The sequence below is a fragment of the Streptomyces sp. NPDC028331 genome (assembly GCF_055565775.1).
Window position 1 is genome coordinate 137,440 of record NZ_JBVHTR010000009.1, and the last position, 20,186, is coordinate 157,625.

At 72.5% G+C, this 20,186-nt stretch carries 19 protein-coding genes; 5 read left to right on the plus strand and 14 right to left on the minus strand.

Annotated elements, in window-relative coordinates; all coding sequences use genetic code 11:
- Positions 1–544: 544 nt before the first annotated feature.
- The 3 genes from ACZ4SW_RS15915 to ACZ4SW_RS15925 are packed head-to-tail and all read right to left on the minus strand — an operon-like array spanning position 545 to position 2,404.
- Positions 545–1,306 carry a DUF3710 domain-containing protein gene (locus ACZ4SW_RS15915; protein WP_468242935.1) on the minus strand — a complete coding sequence of 254 codons (762 nt, stop codon included), beginning with the start codon at positions 1,304–1,306 and terminating at the stop codon, positions 545–547.
- Position 1,307: 1 nt separating this feature from the next.
- Positions 1,308–1,823, minus strand: a complete 516-nt coding sequence (gene dut, locus ACZ4SW_RS15920; RefSeq protein WP_468242938.1) for a dUTP diphosphatase — start codon at positions 1,821–1,823, stop codon at positions 1,308–1,310.
- A complete protein-coding gene (locus ACZ4SW_RS15925; protein WP_468242940.1) occupies positions 1,820–2,404 on the minus strand; it encodes a PaaI family thioesterase in 585 nt (194 codons plus the stop codon). The genes dut and ACZ4SW_RS15925 overlap by 4 nt, the downstream gene beginning before the upstream one ends.
- 58 nt (positions 2,405–2,462) lie before the next feature.
- On the opposite strand from ACZ4SW_RS15925, the gene ACZ4SW_RS15930 reads away from it, so the two are divergent.
- Entirely contained in the window at positions 2,463–2,936 is a 474-nt protein-coding gene (locus ACZ4SW_RS15930; protein WP_468242943.1) for a DUF3093 domain-containing protein, read from the plus strand.
- A 27-nt stretch (positions 2,937–2,963) separates the two neighbouring features.
- Here the strand turns inward: ACZ4SW_RS15930 and ACZ4SW_RS15935 are convergent, their stop codons facing one another.
- From ACZ4SW_RS15935 to ACZ4SW_RS15950, 4 genes are all read right to left on the minus strand, one after another.
- Entirely contained in the window at positions 2,964–3,872 is a 909-nt protein-coding gene (locus ACZ4SW_RS15935; protein WP_468242946.1) for a hypothetical protein, read from the minus strand.
- A gap of 13 nt (positions 3,873–3,885) precedes the next feature.
- Positions 3,886–4,182: a DUF4193 domain-containing protein gene (locus ACZ4SW_RS15940; RefSeq protein WP_003993510.1), complete on the minus strand. Its 297-nt coding sequence runs from the start codon at positions 4,180–4,182 to the stop codon at positions 3,886–3,888.
- 391 nt (positions 4,183–4,573) lie between these two features.
- Positions 4,574–5,809, minus strand: coding sequence for a sensor histidine kinase (locus ACZ4SW_RS15945; RefSeq protein WP_468243204.1), 1,236 nt, complete (start codon positions 5,807–5,809; stop codon positions 4,574–4,576).
- Between the two features lie 5 nt (positions 5,810–5,814).
- Complete coding sequence (locus tag ACZ4SW_RS15950) at positions 5,815–6,468, minus strand: response regulator transcription factor (RefSeq protein ID WP_010353034.1); 654 nt, start codon at positions 6,466–6,468, stop codon at positions 5,815–5,817.
- A gap of 422 nt (positions 6,469–6,890) precedes the next feature.
- On the opposite strand from ACZ4SW_RS15950, the gene ACZ4SW_RS15955 reads away from it, so the two are divergent.
- On the plus strand, positions 6,891–7,064 hold the full coding sequence (locus tag ACZ4SW_RS15955) for a hypothetical protein (protein ID WP_181139299.1): 174 nt from the start codon (positions 6,891–6,893) through the stop codon (positions 7,062–7,064).
- 429 nt (positions 7,065–7,493) lie between these two features.
- Here ACZ4SW_RS15955 and ACZ4SW_RS15960 read toward each other — a convergent pair whose 3' ends face one another.
- Positions 7,494–8,324: an inositol monophosphatase family protein gene (locus ACZ4SW_RS15960; RefSeq protein ID WP_468242949.1), complete on the minus strand. Its 831-nt coding sequence runs from the start codon at positions 8,322–8,324 to the stop codon at positions 7,494–7,496.
- Complete coding sequence (locus ACZ4SW_RS15965) at positions 8,321–9,448, minus strand: ferrochelatase (RefSeq protein ID WP_468242952.1); 1,128 nt, start codon at positions 9,446–9,448, stop codon at positions 8,321–8,323. Before ACZ4SW_RS15965 ends, ACZ4SW_RS15960 begins: the two co-directional genes overlap by 4 nt.
- 248 nt (positions 9,449–9,696) lie before the next feature.
- Between ACZ4SW_RS15965 and ACZ4SW_RS15970 the strand changes: the two genes are divergently transcribed.
- Both ACZ4SW_RS15970 and sepH read left to right on the plus strand, forming a co-directional pair.
- Positions 9,697–11,016 (plus strand): D-arabinono-1,4-lactone oxidase, encoded by a 1,320-nt coding sequence (locus tag ACZ4SW_RS15970; RefSeq protein ID WP_468242954.1) that lies wholly within the window; start codon positions 9,697–9,699, stop codon positions 11,014–11,016.
- A gap of 455 nt (positions 11,017–11,471) precedes the next feature.
- Positions 11,472–12,509 carry a septation protein SepH gene (gene sepH, locus ACZ4SW_RS15975; RefSeq protein ID WP_468242957.1) on the plus strand — a complete coding sequence of 346 codons (1,038 nt, stop codon included), beginning with the start codon at positions 11,472–11,474 and terminating at the stop codon, positions 12,507–12,509.
- Positions 12,510–12,574: 65 nt separating this feature from the next.
- On the opposite strand, the gene ACZ4SW_RS15980 is transcribed toward sepH, so the two are convergent.
- A complete protein-coding gene (locus ACZ4SW_RS15980; protein WP_468242959.1) occupies positions 12,575–13,429 on the minus strand; it encodes a sulfurtransferase in 855 nt (284 codons plus the stop codon).
- Between the two features lie 321 nt (positions 13,430–13,750).
- On the opposite strand from ACZ4SW_RS15980, the gene ACZ4SW_RS15985 reads away from it, so the two are divergent.
- Positions 13,751–14,554 carry a VOC family protein gene (locus ACZ4SW_RS15985; protein WP_468242962.1) on the plus strand — a complete coding sequence of 268 codons (804 nt, stop codon included), beginning with the start codon at positions 13,751–13,753 and terminating at the stop codon, positions 14,552–14,554.
- A 31-nt stretch (positions 14,555–14,585) separates the two neighbouring features.
- Here the strand turns inward: ACZ4SW_RS15985 and ACZ4SW_RS15990 are convergent, their stop codons facing one another.
- The 4 genes from ACZ4SW_RS15990 to ACZ4SW_RS16005 all read right to left on the minus strand — a co-directional run bounded on the left by ACZ4SW_RS15990 (position 14,586) and on the right by ACZ4SW_RS16005 (position 20,047).
- A complete protein-coding gene (locus ACZ4SW_RS15990; protein WP_468242964.1) occupies positions 14,586–15,236 on the minus strand; it encodes a thymidine kinase in 651 nt (216 codons plus the stop codon).
- A gap of 87 nt (positions 15,237–15,323) precedes the next feature.
- A complete protein-coding gene (locus ACZ4SW_RS15995; RefSeq protein ID WP_468242967.1) occupies positions 15,324–16,514 on the minus strand; it encodes an alkaline phosphatase family protein in 1,191 nt (396 codons plus the stop codon).
- Complete coding sequence (locus ACZ4SW_RS16000) at positions 16,514–17,101, minus strand: DUF5998 family protein (protein WP_468242969.1); 588 nt, start codon at positions 17,099–17,101, stop codon at positions 16,514–16,516. The genes ACZ4SW_RS15995 and ACZ4SW_RS16000 overlap by 1 nt, the downstream gene beginning before the upstream one ends.
- A 51-nt stretch (positions 17,102–17,152) precedes the next feature.
- The gene (locus ACZ4SW_RS16005; RefSeq protein ID WP_468242972.1) at positions 17,153–20,047 is read right to left on the minus strand and encodes a bifunctional acetate--CoA ligase family protein/GNAT family N-acetyltransferase; all 2,895 of its coding nucleotides are present in this window, start codon (positions 20,045–20,047) and stop codon (positions 17,153–17,155) included.
- Between the last annotated feature and the right edge of the window lie 139 nt (positions 20,048–20,186).

A 20,186-nucleotide genomic window follows, 5' to 3' on the forward strand; every position in this document is an offset into this window, starting at 1 on the left:
GTCCGCCACCGGGGAATCCGAGCTGAAGAGGGGCTCTCACCCCGTTCGCGGGCCGTGGAAACCCCGTTCGCGGGCCATGGAAGAGGGGGCCGGGGTTAGCCCGCGGGCCACGTGTGGGAAGCCCCGTGTCCCCCACCCGGCGCCGGGGCACACCACCGTGGCTCCGCGAAGCCCCACCCGGGGCCGGGCGAAGTGCCGCCAGGGGTTCCGGCTGAAGGGTCCGGTGGAACCGAGGGATCCGGTGGAGTCGAAGGGCCGCCCGGCCACCCTGGCCGCAGGACCTGAGGGCCACCCGAAGCGCAGGACGGCCGTCTCCGCCCGAGCGACGAACCCGGCCGAGGGCCGCCGTCTCCATCCCTGAGGCGGCCACCCGGCCGCAGGGCCGCCGTCTCCTCCCGAGCGGCGGCCACCTGGCCGCCGGGCCGCCGTTTCCGCCCCGTCGGCGGAGAGGCTCGTGCCGGGGCGGGCGCAGTGCCGTCAACGCAGCGGGCCGCGCCCCGGCCAGGGGTGCGGCCCTGTGGTGGTCCTGCCCGGCGGCAGCGCCCTAGCGGACCTCGGTGATCTCCGGGCCGCGCTGCAGCTGGCCCATGCCGCCGGAGAAGCGGGAGCCGCCCTCCTCCTGCTGGACGCCCTCGGGCACCATCTGCGCGTCGTTCGGCAGCTTCAGGACGATCGGGTCGCGCGGAGCCATCGGGCCCTCGCCGCGCACCACGACCGTGTCGCGGAAGATCTGCTCGAGCAGGCCGGCGGCCTGCGGCTGCACGGCGCCCTGGCCGGAGATCACGCCGCGCAGGAACCAACGGGGCCCGTCCACGCCGACGAACCGCACGACCTGGAATCCGCTCGTGCCGTCCGGCAACTGCACCGGCACCTGCGCACGCAGCTCCCAGCCCAGCGGGCCCTCGACCTCGTCGACGATGCCACCCTGCTGGGTGATGCCGCCGGCGATCTCCTCGCGCACCTCGCCCCAGATGCCCTCACGCTTGGGCGCGGCGAACGCCTGGAGCTGAATGGCGCTGTCACGCAGCACGACGGTCGCCGCGACGATCGCGTCGCCCGCGACCTCGACCCGCAGCTCCATGCCCTCGACCCCGGGCACGAACAGCCCGCCGAGGTCCACCCGGCCCTCGCCGGGCTCGCGGACCTCGGACACGTCCCAGGGCCCGTCGGGCCGGGGCTCCGGCTCCAGCCTCACGCGCTCGCGCTCGACCTCGTCGTCCGCCTCAGCGTCGACACCGTCGACGACCTGCTCGGCCTCGCCGGCCGCGTCCTCGGCGGCACCCTTCTTCTTGCGACGTCCGAACACGTCACTGTCCTTCCCGGTCGGATACGACCGAAGCGTATCGATTCCCACCCGTTGTGCCGCCCACGGCGGCATGACCGCCGGTGGACCCGAAGCCCCCCTCGGCCCGCGCGGAGTCGGGAAGCTCCGCGACCTCCTGGAAGCGGACCCTCTCGACCTGCTGGACGACCAGTTGGGCAATCCGGTCGAAGCGCTCGAACCGCACGCACTCGTGCGGGTCGAGATTCACCACGATCACCTTGATCTCCCCACGGTACCCGGCATCCACCGTCCCCGGGGCATTGACGAGGGCGACACCGCAGCGTGCGGCGAGACCGGACCGCGGATGCACGAAGGCCGCGTACCCCTCGGGGAGCGCCACAGACACGCCCGTGGGGAGAACGGCCCGTTCGCCGGGTGCCAGTTCGCAGTCGACGGTGGTGCGCAGATCGGCTCCCGCGTCACCGGGATGCGCGTACGCCGGAAGCGGTACGTCCGGGTCGACGCGCCGGATCAGCACGTTCACGGGCTCGCTGCTCACGGGTTCACCTCGAAGGCTCGTACGCGCCGGAGCTGGTCCGGGTCGTCCATGGCCGCCTGGATCTCCTGCGGGCGGCCGTGCTCGGTGAAGTGGTCCACCTTCACCTCGATGAACAGGGCCTCGGCACGGACGGCGACGGGTCCCCCGGGGCCGCCGATCCGCCCGGTCGCCCTGGAGTAGATCTTCCGCCCGGCCACCGCCGTCACTTCGGCCTCCAGATACAGCACGGTACCCACGGGCACGGGCCGTACGAAGTCGGTCTCCAGCCGTCCTGTGACCGCGATGGTGCGCAGGAGCCAGTTCAGGGAGCCCAGGGTCTCGTCGAGGGCGGTGGCGAGGACCCCGCCGTGGGCGAGGCCGGGCGCGCCCTGGTGGGCGGGCCGGACGGTGAACTCCGCGGTGACGGACACACCCTCACCGGCCCGCGCCTCCAGACGCAGCCCGTGCGGTTGCTCTCCCCCGCAGCCGAAGCACTGCCCGTAGTGCGCGCCGAGCGGCTCGCCCGGCGCGGGGGCGTCGGGGTGGCGCACGGGCGCCACCGCGTCGGCGGGGGGCGTCAGGCCAGAGGAAGTACCACTCACAGGCGCAGACCTTACCCGCGCGTGAACCTGCCGCGGACCCCGTGCCAAGCTTGGCCTCATGCAGCTCTCCGCGTCGCCGTACGAAGAACGCCTGACCGCGCCCCGGTCCTGGTGGCTGATGTGTCTCCTGGTCGGCGTCGCCATGGCCTTGGTGCTGTTGCCGTTCGGCACGCTGCCGTTGCTCGGCGGACTGGTCGGCGGCACCGCGGCCTCGGCGGTGGTGGCCAGTTCCTACGGCTCCATCCGTATCCGGGTGGTCGGCGACGCGCTCATCGCCGGCGAGGCGAAGATCCCGGTGTCCGCGCTCGGCGAGGCGGAGGTGCTGGACCAGGAGGAGGCGCGCGCCTGGCGCATGCACAAGGCGGACACGAGGGCCTTCATGCTGCTGCGGGCCTACATCCCGACGGCGCTGAAGGTGGAGGTCACGGATCCGGCGGACCCGACGCCGTACCTGTACCTGTCGACCAGGGAGCCGGAGAAGCTGGCGGCGGCGATCAAGGCCGCCCGGGCGGAGAGCCGGGACGCGCTGTAGGGCGGTCCGGGGCGTGCTCGGGGCCGCTCACCCGCCGAGCGGCGAGGGACCCGGTGGCTGCTCGAGCGGCGGCAGTTCCGGCAGGGCTCCCCACGGCACCTGCATCCGGCGCAGGTCCTTGCGGATCCGCTCGGCGACCCTCCGGGTGTCGCGGCGGTTCATGACCGCGCCCACCGCGGCCCCCACCATGAACGGCATCAGGTGCGGCAGGTCCCGCACCATCCGCTTCATGATCCGCTGCCGCAGTTCCCGCTTCATCCGCCCGCCGAGGGCGGCGTCGATCGTCGCGGGGTTGGTCATGTCGATGCCTCGTTCGCCGGCCCAGGACCGCAGGTACAGGGTGCTGCGCTGGGCGAGGGTGCCGGGGGGCCGCAGCCCGTACACCTCGTGCAGTTCGGCGATCAGCTTCAGCTCTATGGCCGCGACGCCGGTGATCTCCGCGGCCAGCTCGGTCGGCATGGCCGGAGGTACCGGCAGCATCGCGGCGGCGCCGACTCCGGCCCCGACCGTGGCCGTCGCCGCTGCGGCGCCCGCGACCAGTTTGTCGGCGATCTCCTCGGGCCCGAGGCCCGGGAACTGACTGCGCAGGGTCGCGAGGTCCCGTACCGGGACGCGTGGGGCCGTGTCGATGATCCGGTCGGCGAGATACGCCAGAGCCGCCCTGGCCGCGCTGCCGCCCTTGCGGACGCCTTCCCGGACTCCTGTGCGGATGCCCTCGCGGACGGCGACCGCACGGCGTCGTGCGGCCGGTGCCGGGGGGTCGGCCGGCACCAGGGGCCCCGCCGGGGCCGCCAGGGCGTGCCGTTCGAGCGAGGCTGTTCCCTCACCGGTAGAGCCCCGCTCGTCGTCACGTACGCCGTGGGAGCCCTCGTCGGGCTCCTGCTCCGCTCCCCTGTGGGGGAAGCGGCGCTTCCAAGGAGGGGTCGAGCCGGTCACGGCCGACCCTGCCTCAGTCGCAGTCGCGGCAGATCGGCTGACCGTTCTTCTCCCTGGCCAGCTGGCTGCGGTGGTGCACCAGGAAGCAGCTCATGCAGGTGAACTCGTCCTGCTGCTTCGGGAGCACCCGGACGGCCAGCTCCTCGTTGGACAGGTCGGCGCCCGGCAGCTCAAGGCCCTCGGCGGCCTCGAACTCGTCGACGTCGACGGCGGAGGCGGACTTGTCGTTCCGCCGGGCCTTCAGTTCTTCAAGGCTGTCCGAGTCGACGTCGTCGTCGGTCTTGCGTGGGGTGTCGTAATCCGTTGCCATATCGCTCTCCCCCTCTGGGTGTCTGCGGTGTCTCCAGCGCACGTAACGCGTGAGAGGCCGGACTTGTGCCCGCCTCGAGGCGGAGATTTTGCCTCACATCAAGGTCTGTTACTCAATCGACACCCAACCGGACTCCTCAAGAGTGATCGGCTTGGATGGCGAAGCGGACCGTACACGGTCCCGGTGGCACAGTTCAAAGGCATCTCACCGCGTACTACCCGTGATCAAGGCACTGGAAAACCCGGATATTCCGGCTTTGTGGGCGCTCTCGGCGTCACGGAGAGTAGGTGGCTGGAAAAATCTCCTTGTGATCGATCACACATGAGCCAACCAGGGCCAACGCCCGAAAATTCCGCGCAAAGCGAACGTCGGTCGAGGTCCCGGGGCGATCTCAGAGCGGCAGGGTGACGCGCATCACAAGCCCACCCCCTTCGCGCGGCTGCGCGCTGATGTGGCCGCCGTGGGCGCGCGCGACGGACCTCGCGATCGACAGGCCGAGGCCCACGCCCTTGTCGCTCCCCGTGCGCTCGGTGCGCAGCCGCGTGAAGGGCTCGAAGAGGTTGTCGATCTCGTAGGCGGGAACCACCGGGCCGGTGTTCGAGACGACCAGCAGCGCCTGGCCGTGCTGGGCCTGCGTGGTCACCTCCACCCAGCCGCCCTCCGGAATGTTGTACCGCACCGCGTTCTGCACGAGGTTCAGGGCGATCCGCTCCAGCAGGACGCCGTTGCCCTGGACGACCACGGGGGCGCGCTCTCCGCGGATCTCGACGCCCTTGGCCTCCGCCTCGCCGTGCACCTGGTCGATGGCCTGGGAGGCCACCTCGGCGAGGTCGACCGGCTTGCGCTCGACGATCTGGTTGTCGCTGCGGGCGAGCAGCAGCAACCCCTCCACGAGCTGCTCGCTGCGCTCGTTGGTGGCGAGCAGCGTCTTGCCGAGCTGCTGCAGTTCGGCGGGCGCCCCGGGGTCGGACAGGTGCACCTCGAGGAGCGTGCGGTTGATGGCGAGCGGGGTGCGCAGCTCGTGCGAGGCGTTGCCGACGAACCGCTGCTGGGCCATGAAGGCCCGCTGCAGCCGCTCCAGCATGTCGTCGAAGGTGTCCGCGAGCTCCTTCAGCTCGTCGTCCGGGCCGTCCAGCTCGATGCGGCGGGACAGGTCCGAGCCGGCCACCGCGCGCGCGGTGCGGGTGATCCGGCCGAGCGGCGAGAGCACGCGACCGGCCATCGCGTACCCGAAGGCGAAGGCGATCACGGCGAGGCCGAGCAGGGCCAGCAGCGACTGGCTGAGCAGGTTGTCCAGGGCGTGCTGGCGCTGCTCGTTCACGCAGGCGTCCAGGGCGTTGTTGAGCACGCTCGCCGAGGGCTGCTGCGGGAGGTCGCAGGTGTCGCTGGCCACCTGGCCCGAGAGGATCTTGAACGGGAGCTCGCTGCCCACGTTGAGGGCGTGCGCCGCGAACAGGTAGATGATCGACAGCAGCAGGATGCCGGCGATCAGGAACATGCCGCCGTACAGCAGCGTGAGCCTTATGCGGATGGTCGGGCGCAGCCAGGGGAACGGCAGCTCCGCCGGCCTTCTGGGGTCCCAGGTGGGCTTGGGGGGTGCGGTGGGCGGTGCGGGTGTCGTGGCCACGGTCATCAGATCCGGTATCCGGAGCCGGGCACGGTGACGATGACGGGGGGCTCGCCGAGCTTGCGGCGCAGGGTCATCACGGTCACGCGCACGACGTTGGTGAAGGGGTCGGTGTTCTCGTCCCAGGCCTTCTCCAGCAACTGCTCGGCCGAGACGACGGCGCCCTCGCTGCGCATGAGGACCTCCAGGACGGCGAACTCCTTGGGGGCGAGCTGGACCTCACGGCCGTCGCGGAAGACCTCGCGGCGGTTGGGGTCGAGCTTGATCCCGGCGCGTTCCAGGACGGGCGGCAGCGGCACGCTCGTACGCCGGCCGAGGGCCCGCACGCGCGCGATGAGCTCGCTGAACGCGAACGGCTTCGGCAGATAGTCGTCGGCGCCGATCTCCAGGCCCTCCACGCGGTCGCTGACGTCGCCGGACGCGGTGAGCATCAGCACGCGGGTGGGCATGCCGAGCTCGACGATCTTTCGGCAGACGTCATCGCCGTGCACGAGCGGGAGGTCACGGTCGAGGACCACCACGTCGTAGTCGTTCACGCCGATGCGTTCCAGGGCGGCCGCACCGTCGTACACGACGTCGACGGCCATGGCCTCCCGGCGCAGTCCGGTGGCCACCGCATCGGCGAGCAGCTGCTCGTCCTCGACGACGAGTACGCGCACGTCGCTTGTCCTTCCTCTGTCCGCCCGGGTCACCCGATCGAGGGCAGCCCACGGGCAGGTTCTGTCATGGGTGTGGGAGCTCCATCCTGCCCTTTTCGACCGTAAACCGGCTGTAAGGCGGCGGGAAGCGGGCTCATGGGGCGGATCCGGGGGTCCGGGAATGCGAAATTTTTTCGCGTGGTTGAGGTTTCCGCGGAAGGGAGCGGGGGGAGGACGGCTTTACACCCCGCGATCACGCTCTGCATGTGGCACACCACCACGTGGTCCGCTGCTCACCGCTTCCCGCAGAGCGGGCGTGGGTGTCCGGCACCGTCGCCGCCCAGCCAGGGCTGCGCTGGGCACCCCATGGAGACGTGATCGCCCCTTCCCATACGGCACACCCCCGTGCCACCGACCCACGACCCAGGACGAGGGGGCGCAGCATGGACGCATTCACCGCAGGACTTCTGCAGCGCATACGGGCGACCGAGTCCGACCTGACGCGGGCCCGCGAAACCGGCGACGACTTCCTCGCGGACGTCGAACAGTCGGAGCTCGACGACCTGCACCGCCTTGCCGCCGAGCACGGTGTGGAAGTCACCGCGACGCGCGTCTGATCAGCTCGCAGAAGCGGGGCCCCGGCAGATCCAGGCCGGGGCCCCGCTTCGCGTCTGCATGCGCCTCTGCGGCGGCGCGAGGCCGCGTCGTACGGGCCCACCGGCGCCGCGAGGCCGTCATACAGGCCCCCACGGCGGCGCGAGGCCGTCGTACGGGCCCCCCGGACCCCTACCGCGGCGGGACGACCGAGGGCGTGCGGCGAGGCGGCCCGGCCGCCTGCGGGCCTCCGGGCCCGCTGCCCGGCCCGGGGGCGCCGGCATTCACGCTCCCCGGACCGCGCCGCGTCGGCATCCACGGCCACCGCCGAAAGGCCAGGCGCACCCGAACGTCACTGGTCCCCGGTGCCGTCCCGGCCGGCGTCGGGACGGACCGGTGTCGCATCCCCCGGTGCCGTGCTCCGCACGCGCGGGGCCGGGTCGCCGGGGACCTCAGTCGTGCCAGGCCCCCAGTTCCTCCAGCCTGGTCTGGAGGTGTTCGAAGAGGGGCGGTGGGGCCGCGATCGTCAGCTCCGGGGAGACCGGCTCTCCGGGGCGGCCGCCGGTGCGGGCGCCCGCCTCGCGGGCGATCAGCTCGCCCGCCGCGTAGTCCCAGGGGTTCAGGCCCCGCTCGTAGTACGCGTCCAGGCGGCCCGCCGCCACGTCGCACAGGTCGATCGCGGCGGAGCCGCCCCGGCGGATGTCCCGCACCTCGGGGATCAGCCGCCGGGCCACCTCGGCCTGGTGCACCTTGCGCTCGGTGAGGTAGCCGAACCCGGTGCCCACCAGGGCGAGGCCCGGCTCCGGAGCGGTGCGCACGCGCGCGGGGCGGTCGTTCACGAACGCGCCACCGCCCAGGACCGCCCGGAAGGTCTCCTCGCGCATGGGCACGTGGACCACCCCGACGAGCGTCTCCCCGTCCTTGCGGGCCGCGATGGAGATCGCCCAACTGGGAAGCCCGTACAGGTAGTTGACGGTGCCGTCGATCGGGTCGATCACCCACTCGACGCCACTGCTGCCCTCGACGCTGGCCCCCTCCTCGCCGAGCAGGCCGTCGTCCGGCCGGCGGTCGGCGAGCAGCCCGGTGATCAGCTTCTCGGCGGCGATGTCCATCTCGGTGACCACGTCGATGGCGCTGGACTTGGTGGCGGCCACCCCGAGGTCGTCGGGGCGCCCGTCGCGCAGGAAGGCCCCGGCGCGTGTGGCGGCCTCCAGCGCGATCTCCAGGAGTTCGGCTTTCAGCCGCTCGGACTGTTCTGACTGCTCGGTCACGGTGCTCCTCATGCGTACGGGCTGTCGGCGCCCGCCGCGGCGGGCTTGGGGGCACGGGCCGGGCAGCACCCGACCGGACAGACGTTGTGGCTGGGGCCCAGGGCGCCGAGAGCGCACGGGGTCACCTGCTGCCCGCGCTCGGTCGCGGCGCGCTCGACGATCAGGTCACGGATCGCGGCGGCGAACCGGGGGTCGGCGCCGACGGTGGCCGAGCGGCGCACCGGCAGTCCCAGCTCCTCCGCCTTCGCCTTGGCCTCCGTGTCGAGGTCGTACAGCACCTCCATGTGGTCCGAGACGAACCCGATGGGCGCCATCACGACCGCCGGGACCCCGGCGCCGTGCAGCTCCTCGAGGTGGTCGCAGATGTCCGGCTCCAGCCATGGAATGTGCGGTGCGCCCGAGCGCGACTGGTACACGAGCCGCCAGGGATGGTCGACGCCGGTCCGCTCGCGCACCGCGTCGGCGATCAGCCGCGCCACGTCCAGGTGCTGCTCGACGTACGCGCCGCCGTCCCCGTGCTCCTCGGCGGGGCCGGAGGTGTCCGCCGCGGAGGTCGGAATGGAGTGCGTGGTGAAGGCGATGTGCGCACCGGCCCGCACGTCCTCGGGGAGGTCGGCGAGGGATTCCAGGACGCCCTCGATCATCGGCTCCACGAAGCCCGGGTGGTTGAAGTAGTGCCGCAGCTTGTCGACCCGCGGCAGCTCGAGCCCCTCGGCCTCCAGGGTGGCCAGGGCCCCGGCGAGGTCCTCGCGGTACTGGCGGCAGCCGGAGTACGAGGCGTACGCGCTGGTGGCGAGGACCAGGATGCGACGGTGACCGTCGGTGACCATCTCGCGCAGGGTGTCGGTCACATAGGGCGCCCAGTTGCGGTTGCCCCAGTAGACGGGCAGGTCCAGGCCGTGGCCTGCGAAGTCCTTGCGGAGGGCGTCGAGGAGGGCGCGGTTCTGGCTGTTGATGGGGCTGACCCCGCCGAAGAGGAAGTAGTGCTGCCCCACCTCCTTCAGGCGCTCCTTGGGGATGCCCCGCCCACGGGTCACGTTCTCCAGGAACGGGACCACGTCGTCAGGGCCCTCCGGGCCTCCGAACGAGAGGAGCAGCAGGGCGTCGTACGGGCTGGCGTCGAGTGCGTCGGGCATGTCTCCGATCCTGCCACCCGCCATCGGCAAGGGGACCGGCCACCCACCGCCGACGTTTGCCGGGCGCACGGGCCGGGCCCGTGAGTATGATCCCCCTCCTACTGGTCGGAAACTTACGTGCTGTTTCCGACCACGGCGCTGTTCGGTGCAGGCCGGTCCGTCACCCCCTCGGTGATCACAACGGCCCTCGTCGAGCGGCCGTACGGGTGTCACCGGCCGGCCGGCCGGTCCGCGGCGGGGAGGGTCCCATGAGCACCACAGTGAGCGGGAAGAACGGCACGTGGCGTAACTGGGCGGGGAACGTCACCGCCCGGCCCGTGCGGGCGGTCGCCCCCGCCTCGGTGGAGGAGCTCTCCGCCGCGGTGCGGAAGGCGGCGGAGGACGGCCTCAGGGTGAAGGCCGTCGGCACCGGACACTCCTTCACGGCCGCCGCGGCCACCGACGGTGTGCTGATCCGCCCGCACCTGTTGACGGGGATCCGCGCCATCGACCGAGAGGCCGGCACGGTCACCGTGGAGGCGGGCACCCCGCTCAAGAGACTCAACTCGGCGCTCGCGCGCGAGGGACTGTCCCTCACGAACATGGGCGACATCATGGAGCAGACGGTCTCCGGCGCCACCAGCACCGGCACCCACGGCACCGGGCGGGACTCCGGTTCGATCGCCGCCCAGATCAAGGGACTGGAACTGGTGACGGCCGACGGTTCGGTGCTCACCTGTTCGGAGCGGGAGAACCCGGACGTCTTCGCGGCCGCCCGCATCGGCCTGGGAGCACTCGGGATCATCACCGCGATCACCTTCGCGGTGGAGCCGCTCTTCCTGCTGACGGCCCGTGAAGAGCCGATGCCGTTCGAGAAGGTCCTCGCCGAGTTCGACGAACTGTGGGCGGAGAACGAGCACTTCGAGTTCTACTGGTTCCCGCACACCGGGAACACCAACACCAAGCGCAACAACCGCAGCCTCGGGCCGCGCCGGCCGGTCGGGCAGGTGAACGGCTGGTTCGAGGACGAGTTCCTCTCCAACGGCGTCTTCCAGGTGGCCAACTGGGTCGGCCGGGCCGTGCCCGCCACGATCCCGGCGATCGCCGGGATATCGAGCCGCGCCCTATCGGCCCGTACCTACACGGACATCCCCTACAAGGTCTTCACGTCCCCGCGCAGGGTGCGGTTCGTGGAGATGGAGTACGCCGTGCCCCGCGAGGCCCTGGTGGAAACGCTGCGTGAACTGAAGGCCATGGTGGACCGGTCGGACCTGCGGATCAGCTTCCCCGTCGAGGTCCGTACCGCCCCGGCCGATGACATCACCCTGTCCACGGCATCCGGCCGGGACAGCGCCTACGTCGCCGTACACATGTTCCGCGGAACGCCCTATCAGGCATACTTCACCGCCGCCGAACGCATCTTCACGGCGCACGAGGGGCGCCCGCACTGGGGCAAGGTGCACACGCGCGACGCGGAGTACCTGGCCAAGAACTACCCGCGCTTCGGCGAGTTCACCGCACTGAGGGACCGCCTCGACCCCGACCGGCGCTTCGGGAACGACTATCTGCGCCGGGTGCTGGGGGCCTAGGCCGGCCGGCGGCCGTGAGCTGAGGGACGCTCAGGGAGGCGGCGCCCGCGAGGGTTTCGTTCCGTTTCTGCCGGTCGGATGACGTACGCCACGTTTGACGGCCGCGAAAACGGCACACCGGACGGCCGACTCGTACCCCTTGCCAGAACTTGGGCGGCGTGCCGATCCACGCACGTGGCCCGAATGGAGTACTGTTGCGAGCCCTGGGTCCGGTCTCCCGCCAGGGTGTCCGGGGCCTTGCTGGACCGCCGGGAGGGGGCTAGTTGCACAGGGTGACGGAGTTGGTCACTTAGCGTTGCGAATAGGTAACCGTGCCATAACGGCGATCCAGGGCCCGTGCCCGACACGCCGGGCAACTCGGCAAGGTTGTGGCAGGCTGCACCCGGGCAGGCCACACTCGACTAGCGGAAGCAGCGACGCACGTGACGTCGGCAGGCACCACCCGGGAGGTCCCCATGCCCGAACTGCGTGTCGTGGCCGTCTCCAATGACGGCACACGGCTGGTGCTGAAGGCTGCGGACAGCACGGAGTACACGCTTCCGATCGACGAACGGCTCCGCGCCGCCGTGCGCGGCGATCGTCCACGCCTCGGCCAGATCGAGATCGAGGTGGAGAGCCATCTCCGCCCCCGCGACATCCAGGCCCGGATACGTGCCGGCGCCTCCGCCGAGGAGGTCGCTCAGCTCGCCGGCATCCCCGTCGACCGCGTGCGGCGGTTCGAGGGGCCCGTCCTGGCCGAGCGTGCCTTCATGGCCGAGCGGGCCCGCAAGACACCCGTGCGCCGGCCGGGCGAGAACACCGGTCCCCAGCTCGGCGAGGCCGTCCAGGAGCGGCTGCTGCTGCGCGGTGCGGAGAAGGACACCGTCCAGTGGGACTCCTGGCGCCGCGACGACGGCACCTGGGAGGTGATCCTGGTCTACCGGGTGGCGGGCGAACCGCACTCGGCGACCTGGACCTACGACCCGCCCCGACGGCTCGTCCAGGCCGTCGACGACGAGGCGCGCTCGCTGATCGGCGAGTCCGACGACCTCGCGGCGCCCGAGCCGAGCTACCCGTTCGTGCCGCGGATCGCACGTCTGCCCCGCGAGGGACGGCTGGACCGCACCGCGGAGCGGCAGACGGACCGTCCCGCGCTGCCGTCGCAGGCGACCGAGCCCGCGGAGGAGAGCACCGGCGAGCGCGACTCGCTCACCAGCCTTCTGGAGGCGGTGCCGAGCTTCCGCGGCGACCTGGTGGTGCCCGAGCGGCCCGCCGAGGAGCCGGAGGAGCCCGTCCAGGAGCCCGCGGCGGAGGAGCCTCCCGCGCCCGCGGCCTCGGCCGGTTCCGCCTACGCGGACGTTCTCATGCCGCGCACGGTCGGCGCTCACCGCGACCGGCTGATCGGCGCGACGGACCGCCAGGCCGAGGCGGACGGTGTCCGCCCGGGCCGCAGGGCGGCGGTCCCGAGCTGGGACGAAATCGTGTTCGGTACGCGCCGCAAGAAGCCGGAGTAGCCGGACCGGAACCGGACTTGCGGCGTGGGGTGCACGTCAGGACGGCGTACACCCCGCCGCCGCGTTCACTGTGGGTCGGGGCCCACCGCGACGGGGCGGTTGCCGTCCGACGACCACTCCGACCACGAACCGACGTACAGCGCGGCCGGGATGCCGGCGAGGGTCAGCGCCAGTACCTCCTGGGCGGCGGAGACGCCCGAGCCGCAGTACACGCCGACCTCGGTGCCCTCGGTGACGCCGAGTGCCTTGAAGCGCTCGGCGAGTTCATCGGCGGGCAGGAAGTGGCCGGTCTCGGTGGTGTTCTGCGCCGTGGGCGCCGACACCGCGCCGGGGATGTGCCCGCCCACCGGGTCGATCGGCTCGACCTCGCCCCGGTAGCGCTCACCGGCCCGCGCGTCCAGGAGCAGCCCCGTCCGGGCGAGCGCCGCCGCACCGTCCGCGTCGAGCAGGGGCAACGCGCCCGGCAGGGGCCGGAAGTCGCCCGGCTCGGACACCGTTTCGACTCCGGAGGCCGAAGGCCCCTTCCAGGCGGGCAGACCGCCGTCGAGCACCCGCACATCCGGGTGACCCGTGAAGCGCAGCAGCCACCACGCGCGCGCGGCGGCCCAGCCCTGGCCGCCGTCGTACACGACGACGGGCCGGTCCGAGGAGACGCCCGCGGCCCGCATCGCCGCACCGAAACGCTCCATGTCGGGCAGGGGATGCCGACCGGCCGGCCCCGGCGGGTCGGCGAGATCGGTGTCCAGGTCGACGAAGACGGCCCCCGGAATGTGCCCGGCCGCGTACTCGGCACGGCCGTCGAAGGGTGCGGCGCCGCCGGCCGTCGCGGTGGTGAGCTGCCAGCGGATGTCCAGGAGCGTCGGCGGCCGCGCTCCCGCCAGTTCGCTCGCGAGTTCGGATGCGGAGATGATGGCCTTCATGGCCCCCATCCTCGCGCACGGGGTGGCCGTGTCGCCCGGCTCCGGCTAGTCTGCCCGCCGGACAGGTCCGATCACCGGCTGTATGGGATCGGGCACACGCTGTACAGCCGATGGACCGCACACGGCGATCACACCGCGACGCACGAGCCACGTCACATCGAGCCCCCGGCCGGATGACGCCGTAGCGCACGGCGCGGCCGCAGCCCGTGGTGCGACCGGTGGTGCGACCATCGGCACGGACCGTGCACCGCGCCCACCCGGTACCGGTGCACACCGGCGGACGCTGAGCGGCCACCACGAGGGGCCGAGGAGAGAGTGACGATGATCGAGGCACCGGGGTCGGCGGACACGACCGGCACGGCGCACGAGAGGCACGCACCCGGCACACCGTGCTGGGTGAGTCTGATGGTGCACGGGATGGCCGCGACCCAGGAGTTCTACCGGGCCCTGTTCGGCTGGGAGTTCCGCCCGGGACCGCAGCAGCTCGGGCCCTATGTGCGGGCAGTGCTGCACGGCCAGGAGGTGGCGGGCATCGGCCAACTGCCGCCGGACCGCCACCTTCCGATCGCCTGGACGCCGTACCTCGCCTCCCACGACGTGGACGCCACCGCCGAGTCGGTCCGCAGTTGCGGCGGCACGGTGGGGGTCGGTCCCCTGGACGCCGCCGAGGCCGGGCGGCTGGCGATCGCCTGCGACCCGGTGGGCGCGGTGTTCGGCATCTGGCAGGCGGCCGAACACCTCGGCACGGGCCTGACGGGCGTCCCGGGCACTCCAGCCTGGAACGAGCTGCTCACCTACGACACGGCGAGCGTCGCCACGTTCTACCGGAGCGTCTTCGGCTACCAGGAGGAGCGGGCGGCCACCGCCGGCGCCGACCACCGCACCCTGTACGTCGAGGGCCGTCCGGTCGCCGCCCTCCACGGCGTCGGACACGCCCTGCCCCGCGACCGGGGTCCGCACTGGATGACGTACTTCCAGGTCGAGGACGCCGACGCGGCCGCGGAGCGGGTCACCGAGCTGGGCGGGCACGTCGTACGTCCCGGCTGTGACACCGCCCTGGGCCGTACGGTCGCGGTCGCGGACCCGGAGGGCGCGACGTTCTCGGTGGTGAGCCCGCTCGACTGAGCCGGCTCCTCTTGGGTGAATCGGCGGGGCGTCAGGTGGACGACACCGGCAGGACGTCCGGGGACAGGGCCGCCGCGCGGGCGGAGGCCGCCGTCATGCGGCGCCGGTGGTGACGGCGGCACAGCACCTCGTAGCCGATCTCGTCCGCCGACTGGTTCACATCGCCCACGACGACCTGGGCACCCTCGACCACCATCTCGCCGCCGACCGTGCGGGCGTTGTGCGTGGCGCGGGCACCGCACCAGCACAGCGCCTCCACCTGCAGGACCTCGACCCGGTCGGCCAGTTCCACCAGGCGCTGGGAGCCGGGGAAGAGCTTGGTGCGGAAATCGGTGGTGATGCCGAAGGCGTAGACGTCGAGGCCCAGGTCGTCCACCACGCGGGCCAGTTGGTCGATCTGCTCCGGCGCCAGGAACTGCGCCTCGTCCGCGATCACGTAGTCCGCGCGCCCGCCCTGGGAGAGGTGCTCGACGAGGTGGGCGTACAGGTCCTGCCCGTCGGCCACCTCCACGGCGTCGGTGACCAGACCGAGACGGGAGGAGAGCTTGCCCTCGCCGGCCCGGTCGTCGCGGGTGAAGATCATGCCCGCGAGGCCGCGCGCGGAACGGTTGTGCTCGATCTGCAGAGCCAGTGTCGACTTCCCGCAGTCCATCGTTCCGGAGAAGAACACCAGCTCGGGCATGGGTGGTTGGGGCCTTTCGGGCGGGACACAGGGGGGATCTTCAGGAGCGTACTGGGCGCGCGAGGTGGCGCCGCGCTCAGGTCGCGGTCAGGTGCGGACTTCCAGCAGGGGCACCCGCTGTTCCACGGCCGTCATCGAGCCGTGGTTGCCGACCATGGCCGATTCCTTCGGCTCGCGTTCGGAGGCGATGATCAGCACGTCCTCACGGGCCGCCGCGACCACGTCGCCGATGCGGGCGTACACGCGGTCGTCGATGTGCGGGCCGAACCAGCCCGCCGCGATCGCCTCGTCCCGCGAGGCCACCCAGAACTGCTCGCCGAGGACCTCGCGCCAGCAGGTCAGGACGTCGTTCTGGGCGCCCGGCAGCGCGTAGACGTGCCGTGCGCGGCCCTCGCCGCCCAGCAGGGCGACGCCGGCGCGCAGCTCCCAGTCCTCGTCGAAGTCGATGCGGTGCTGCTCGTCGAACGGGATGTCGATCATGCCGTGGTCGGCGGTCACGTACAGGGCGGTGCGCGGCGGGAGCTGCTCGGCCAGGCGCTGGACCAGCCGGTCGACGTACATGAGCTGTCCGCGCCAGGTGTCGGAGTCGACGCCGAAGCGGTGGCCGGCGCCGTCCAGCTCGGAGTAGTACGTGTACACCAGGGAGCGTTCGCCGGCGGCCAGTTGCTCGGCCGCCAGGTCCATGCGGTCCTCGCCGGTCAGCCGCCCGTGGAACGTTCCGCCACTGAGCGCGACCTTCGTCAGCGGGGTGTTCTGGAACGCCGGGGAGGTCACCTGGGCGGTGTGCACACCGGCGTCATGGGCGAGCTGGAACACGGTCGGGTACGGCTGCCAGACCTGCGGCTCGGTCCACGGCTGCCAGCGGAGCTGGTTCATCAGCTCGCCGGTCTCCGGGTTGCGCACGGTGTAGCCGGGCAGGCCGTGGGCGCCCGGGGGCAGGCCGGTGCCGACGGACGCCAGTGAGGTCGCCGTGGTCGCCGGGTAGCCGGCGGTGATCGGCCGCCCGGTGCCGCCGCGGGAGGACGCCAGGAGCGAGGTCATGAAGGGCGCCTCGCCGGGGTGTGCCTTCAACTGCTCCCAGCCGAGCCCGTCGATCAGGAAGACGCAGTTGCGGTCGGCGGCGGTCAGTTCCGGTATGGCGGCGCTCTGGCCGGGCACTCCCATGCCCGCGGCCAGGGTGGGCAGGAGGTCGGCCAGCGAGCCGGAGCCGTACTCGGGGACGGGCGCGGAGCCGAGGGCCAGCGGCTCCGGGTGGTCGGCCCAGGCGGGGAGTGCCATCAGCGGGAGTCGTCCGCGGTCGCCTCGGAGAGGGCCTGCGCGAAGACGAGCGCCTGGCGCACGGTCTCCGGGCCGTCCCCGGCCTCGCTGACGCGCAGGCTCAGGTCGTCGGCCGTCGAGCTGCCCGTGTAGCCGTGGTCGGCCTCGCAGTTGGGGTCGCCGCAGGCGGCGGGCTCCAGGTCGATGCGGGAGACGGCGCCCCAGCCGATGGTCAGGACGACCTCGCGGGGCAGCGTGCCCGGCGTGTACGACTCCGGGTTGGCGACGACGCGGCTGACGACGACCGAGGCGATCCGGTCGAGCTTCACGGACTCCGTCGACGTCGTCGCGTACGGCGTCGGGGAGGTGTCGTCCGCGGCCTGTTCGTCGGTGTGGCTGACGATGAAGCGGGTGCCGGTGAGGACCAGCACCGTCACATGCCGGCGCACCTCGTTCGCGTCGAAGGTGGTCTCCTGGTGGACCAGGTACGACCGGATGGGATCGCCGCCCACCGCGGCTTCCACGGCTTCGGCCACGAGAGCCGGGTAGTAGCCGCTGCGCTCGATCGCCGCGCGCAGCCCCTGGGTCGTCGTACTGGTCTTGGCCATGACGTCCATCCTACGGGGGCGCACTGACTGCGAGGCACCGCTTGCCGCGGGTCAGTACGCGGGGAGGCGCCGCGGGCCGAGGTCGTCACGGGCGGGTGGGGGTGCGAGCCGGACGGTGGCGCCCAGCACGCTCAGGCCGCGCGGGGCGACCACCACGGGCTCCAGGGTGACCGCGACGACCTCCGGATGGTCGTCCACCAGCCGCGACACCCGCAGCATCAGCTCTTCGAGGGCGGGGGTGTCCACGGGGTCGGAGCCGCGCCAGCCGAACAGGAGCGGGGCCGTCCGGATCGACCGGACCAGGGAGGCGGCGTCGCGGTCGGTGACCGGAATCAGCCGGTGCGCCATGTCGCCGAGCAGTTGCGAGGCGGCCCCGGCGAGACCGAACGACAGGACGGCCCCGGCCGCGGGATCGATGACCGTGCGTACGAAGGTGTCGACGCCGCGTGGCGCCATGCCCTGCACGACCGGGCGCAGCTCCTCCGGTTTCCCGAACAGGGACGTCAACTCCGCGTAGGCCCGCAGCAGTTGCTCCTCGTCGGCGAGGTCGAGGCGTACGCCGCCCAGGTCGGCGCGGTGGCGCAGATGCGGGGCGGTGGCCTTGAGGGCCACCGGGTAGCCGATCGTGCGGGCGGCCCGGGCGGCGGCCTCGGGGGTGGGGGCGGGCAGCGCCCTGCGGACGTGGATGCCGTAGCGCGCGAGCAGGTCACAGGTCTCGCCGGTGCCGAGTGTCAGCCCCTGGCCGCGCGCGAGCAGTCCGTGGATCAGTTCGGCGGCGCCCTTCTCGTCGACGTCGTCGAACTCGGGCACCTTGCCGGGCTCGGCGGCCTCTCGCCTCCACTGCGCGTACTTCACGGCTTCGGCGAGGGCCCGGACGGCACGCTCGGCGGCGGGGTAGGCGGGGATGAGGCGCGCCTCGCGGGGTGCCGGGGCGGGCAGTGGCTCCGCAGGCGGCGGCTGGGGGGCACCGCCCGGGGGGCCGGGTGCCGCGCCGCCCCCCTGCGGCCCGGTGCTCGCGGCGGCCGACAGGGCCTCCGCGAGCCCGCCCAACTCCACGTGCACCACCAGTACGGGCTTCGCAGGGGCCGCCGCGGCGGCAGACCTCAGCGCCTCCGCCAGCTCCGCGTCCCCCGGAGACGTCTCCCCCACCGCCGGGATCGCCGTCACGATCACGGCATCGCACGAGTCGTCCGCCAGCGCGGCGACCAGCGCCCGGTGGAAGTCCTCGGCGGACGCCTCCGTCGTGAGATCGAGCGGCGGCGAGGGCCGCAGGCCCTCCGTGAGGCACGCGTCGTACGTCAGCAGCCCCAGCGACTCGGAGTTCCCGACGATCGCCACCCGGGGCCCGGCGGGCAGCGGCTGGCGGGCCAGCAGCAGGCCCGCGTCCACCAGTTCGGTGATCGTGTCCACCCGGATCACCCCGGCCTGCCGCAGCAGGGCCGACACCGTGGCGTGCGGCAGCCGTGTGGCCCGTACCGCGTGCCCCTGCGGCGCGCCCCCGTGCCGCGCCCCCTGCACCACCACGAGCGGTTTGGACGCGGCCGTGCGCCGCGCGAGCCGGTTGAACTTGCGCGGGTTGCCGATGGTCTCCAGGTACATCAGGGCGACGTCGGTGTCCGGGTCGTCGTACCAGTACTGGAGGACGTCGTTGCCGGACACGTCGGCCCGGTTCCCGGAGGACACGAAGGTGGAGACACCCGTGACGCCGGTCACACCTCCGCCGCGCCGGTGCAGCCGTGACAGCAGGGCGATCCCGATGGCGCCCGACTGGGCGAACAGCCCTATGCGTCCGGGGCGGGGCATCTCGGGGGCGAGGGAGGCGTTGAGCCGGACCTGCGGCGAGGTGTTGATGATCCCGAAGGCGTTCGGCCCGATGATCCGCATGCCGTACGAGCGTGCCTGCCGCACCAGCTCCCGCTGCCGCTCCCTGCCTTCCGGCCCGCTCTCGGCGTACCCGGCGGAGACGACCACGAGCCCCTGCACCCCGTGCTCGCCGCACTCGGTGACGACCTCGGGGACGTGCTCGGCGGGCACGGCGACGACGGCGAGGTCCACCGGCTCGGGGATGTCGCGGACGGAGCGGTGGGCGGGGACGCCCTCGAGTTCCTTCAGGTCCTCGGCGAACGCGCGGTTCACCGCGTACAGACGGCCGCTGTACCCGCCGTCCCTGAGATGGTCGAAGACGCTGCGGCCCACTCCTCCGGGGGTGCGGCCCGTGCCGACCACGGCGACCGCGCCGGGCGCGAGCAGCCGCTGCACGGACCGCGCCTCGGCCCGCTGCTCCCGCGCGCGCTGCACGGCCAGCGACCGGTCGGTGGGCTCCAGGTCGAACTCGAGGCGTACGACACCGTCCTCGAAGCTGCGCTTCTGCTGGTACCCGGCGTCCGTGAAGACCTTGATCATCTTGGTGTTGGCGGGCAGCACCTCGGCGGCGAACCGGCGGATTCCGCGCTCCCTGGCCACCGCCGCGATGTGTTCGAGCAGGGCGGAGGCGACGCCGCGCCCCTGGTGCGCGTCCTGCACGAGGAAGGCCACTTCCGCCGTTTCGGGAGCGGGAGAAGGGGCGGGCGCGGGGTGCCCTCCGGGGAGGGCGGCGAGGGCGGTGGCGGGAGACGGGTGGGCGGACGCGGAGGCGGGCAGGCCGTCGTCGCCGATGCGGTCATAGCGTACGGTGGCGATGAACTCGCCGCCGACCGTGGCCGCGAGTCCCACCCTGTCCACAAAGTCGTGGTGCGTGAAGCGGTGGACGTCCTTGGCGGACAGTCGGGGGTACGGCGCGAAGAAGCGGTAGTACTTCGACTCGTCCGAGACCTGCTCGTAGAAGCTGACGAGGCGCTCGGCGTCATCGACGGTGATGGGCCTGATGCGCGCGGTACCGCCGTCGCGCAGCACCACGTCGGCCTCCCAGTGGGCGGGGTAGTCGTGCCGGTCCGACGTGGTCTGCATGGGCCCCAGAGTAAGGCTCGCGCCCGACAACGGCGCGAGGCAGGCTAGGGGGACCAGGACCGGCCCGCGCGGGGACGAGACGCCGCCCCCCTCCCGGGCACGCTTCACCTGTGGAACACTGGTCTAGACAACCCTGAAC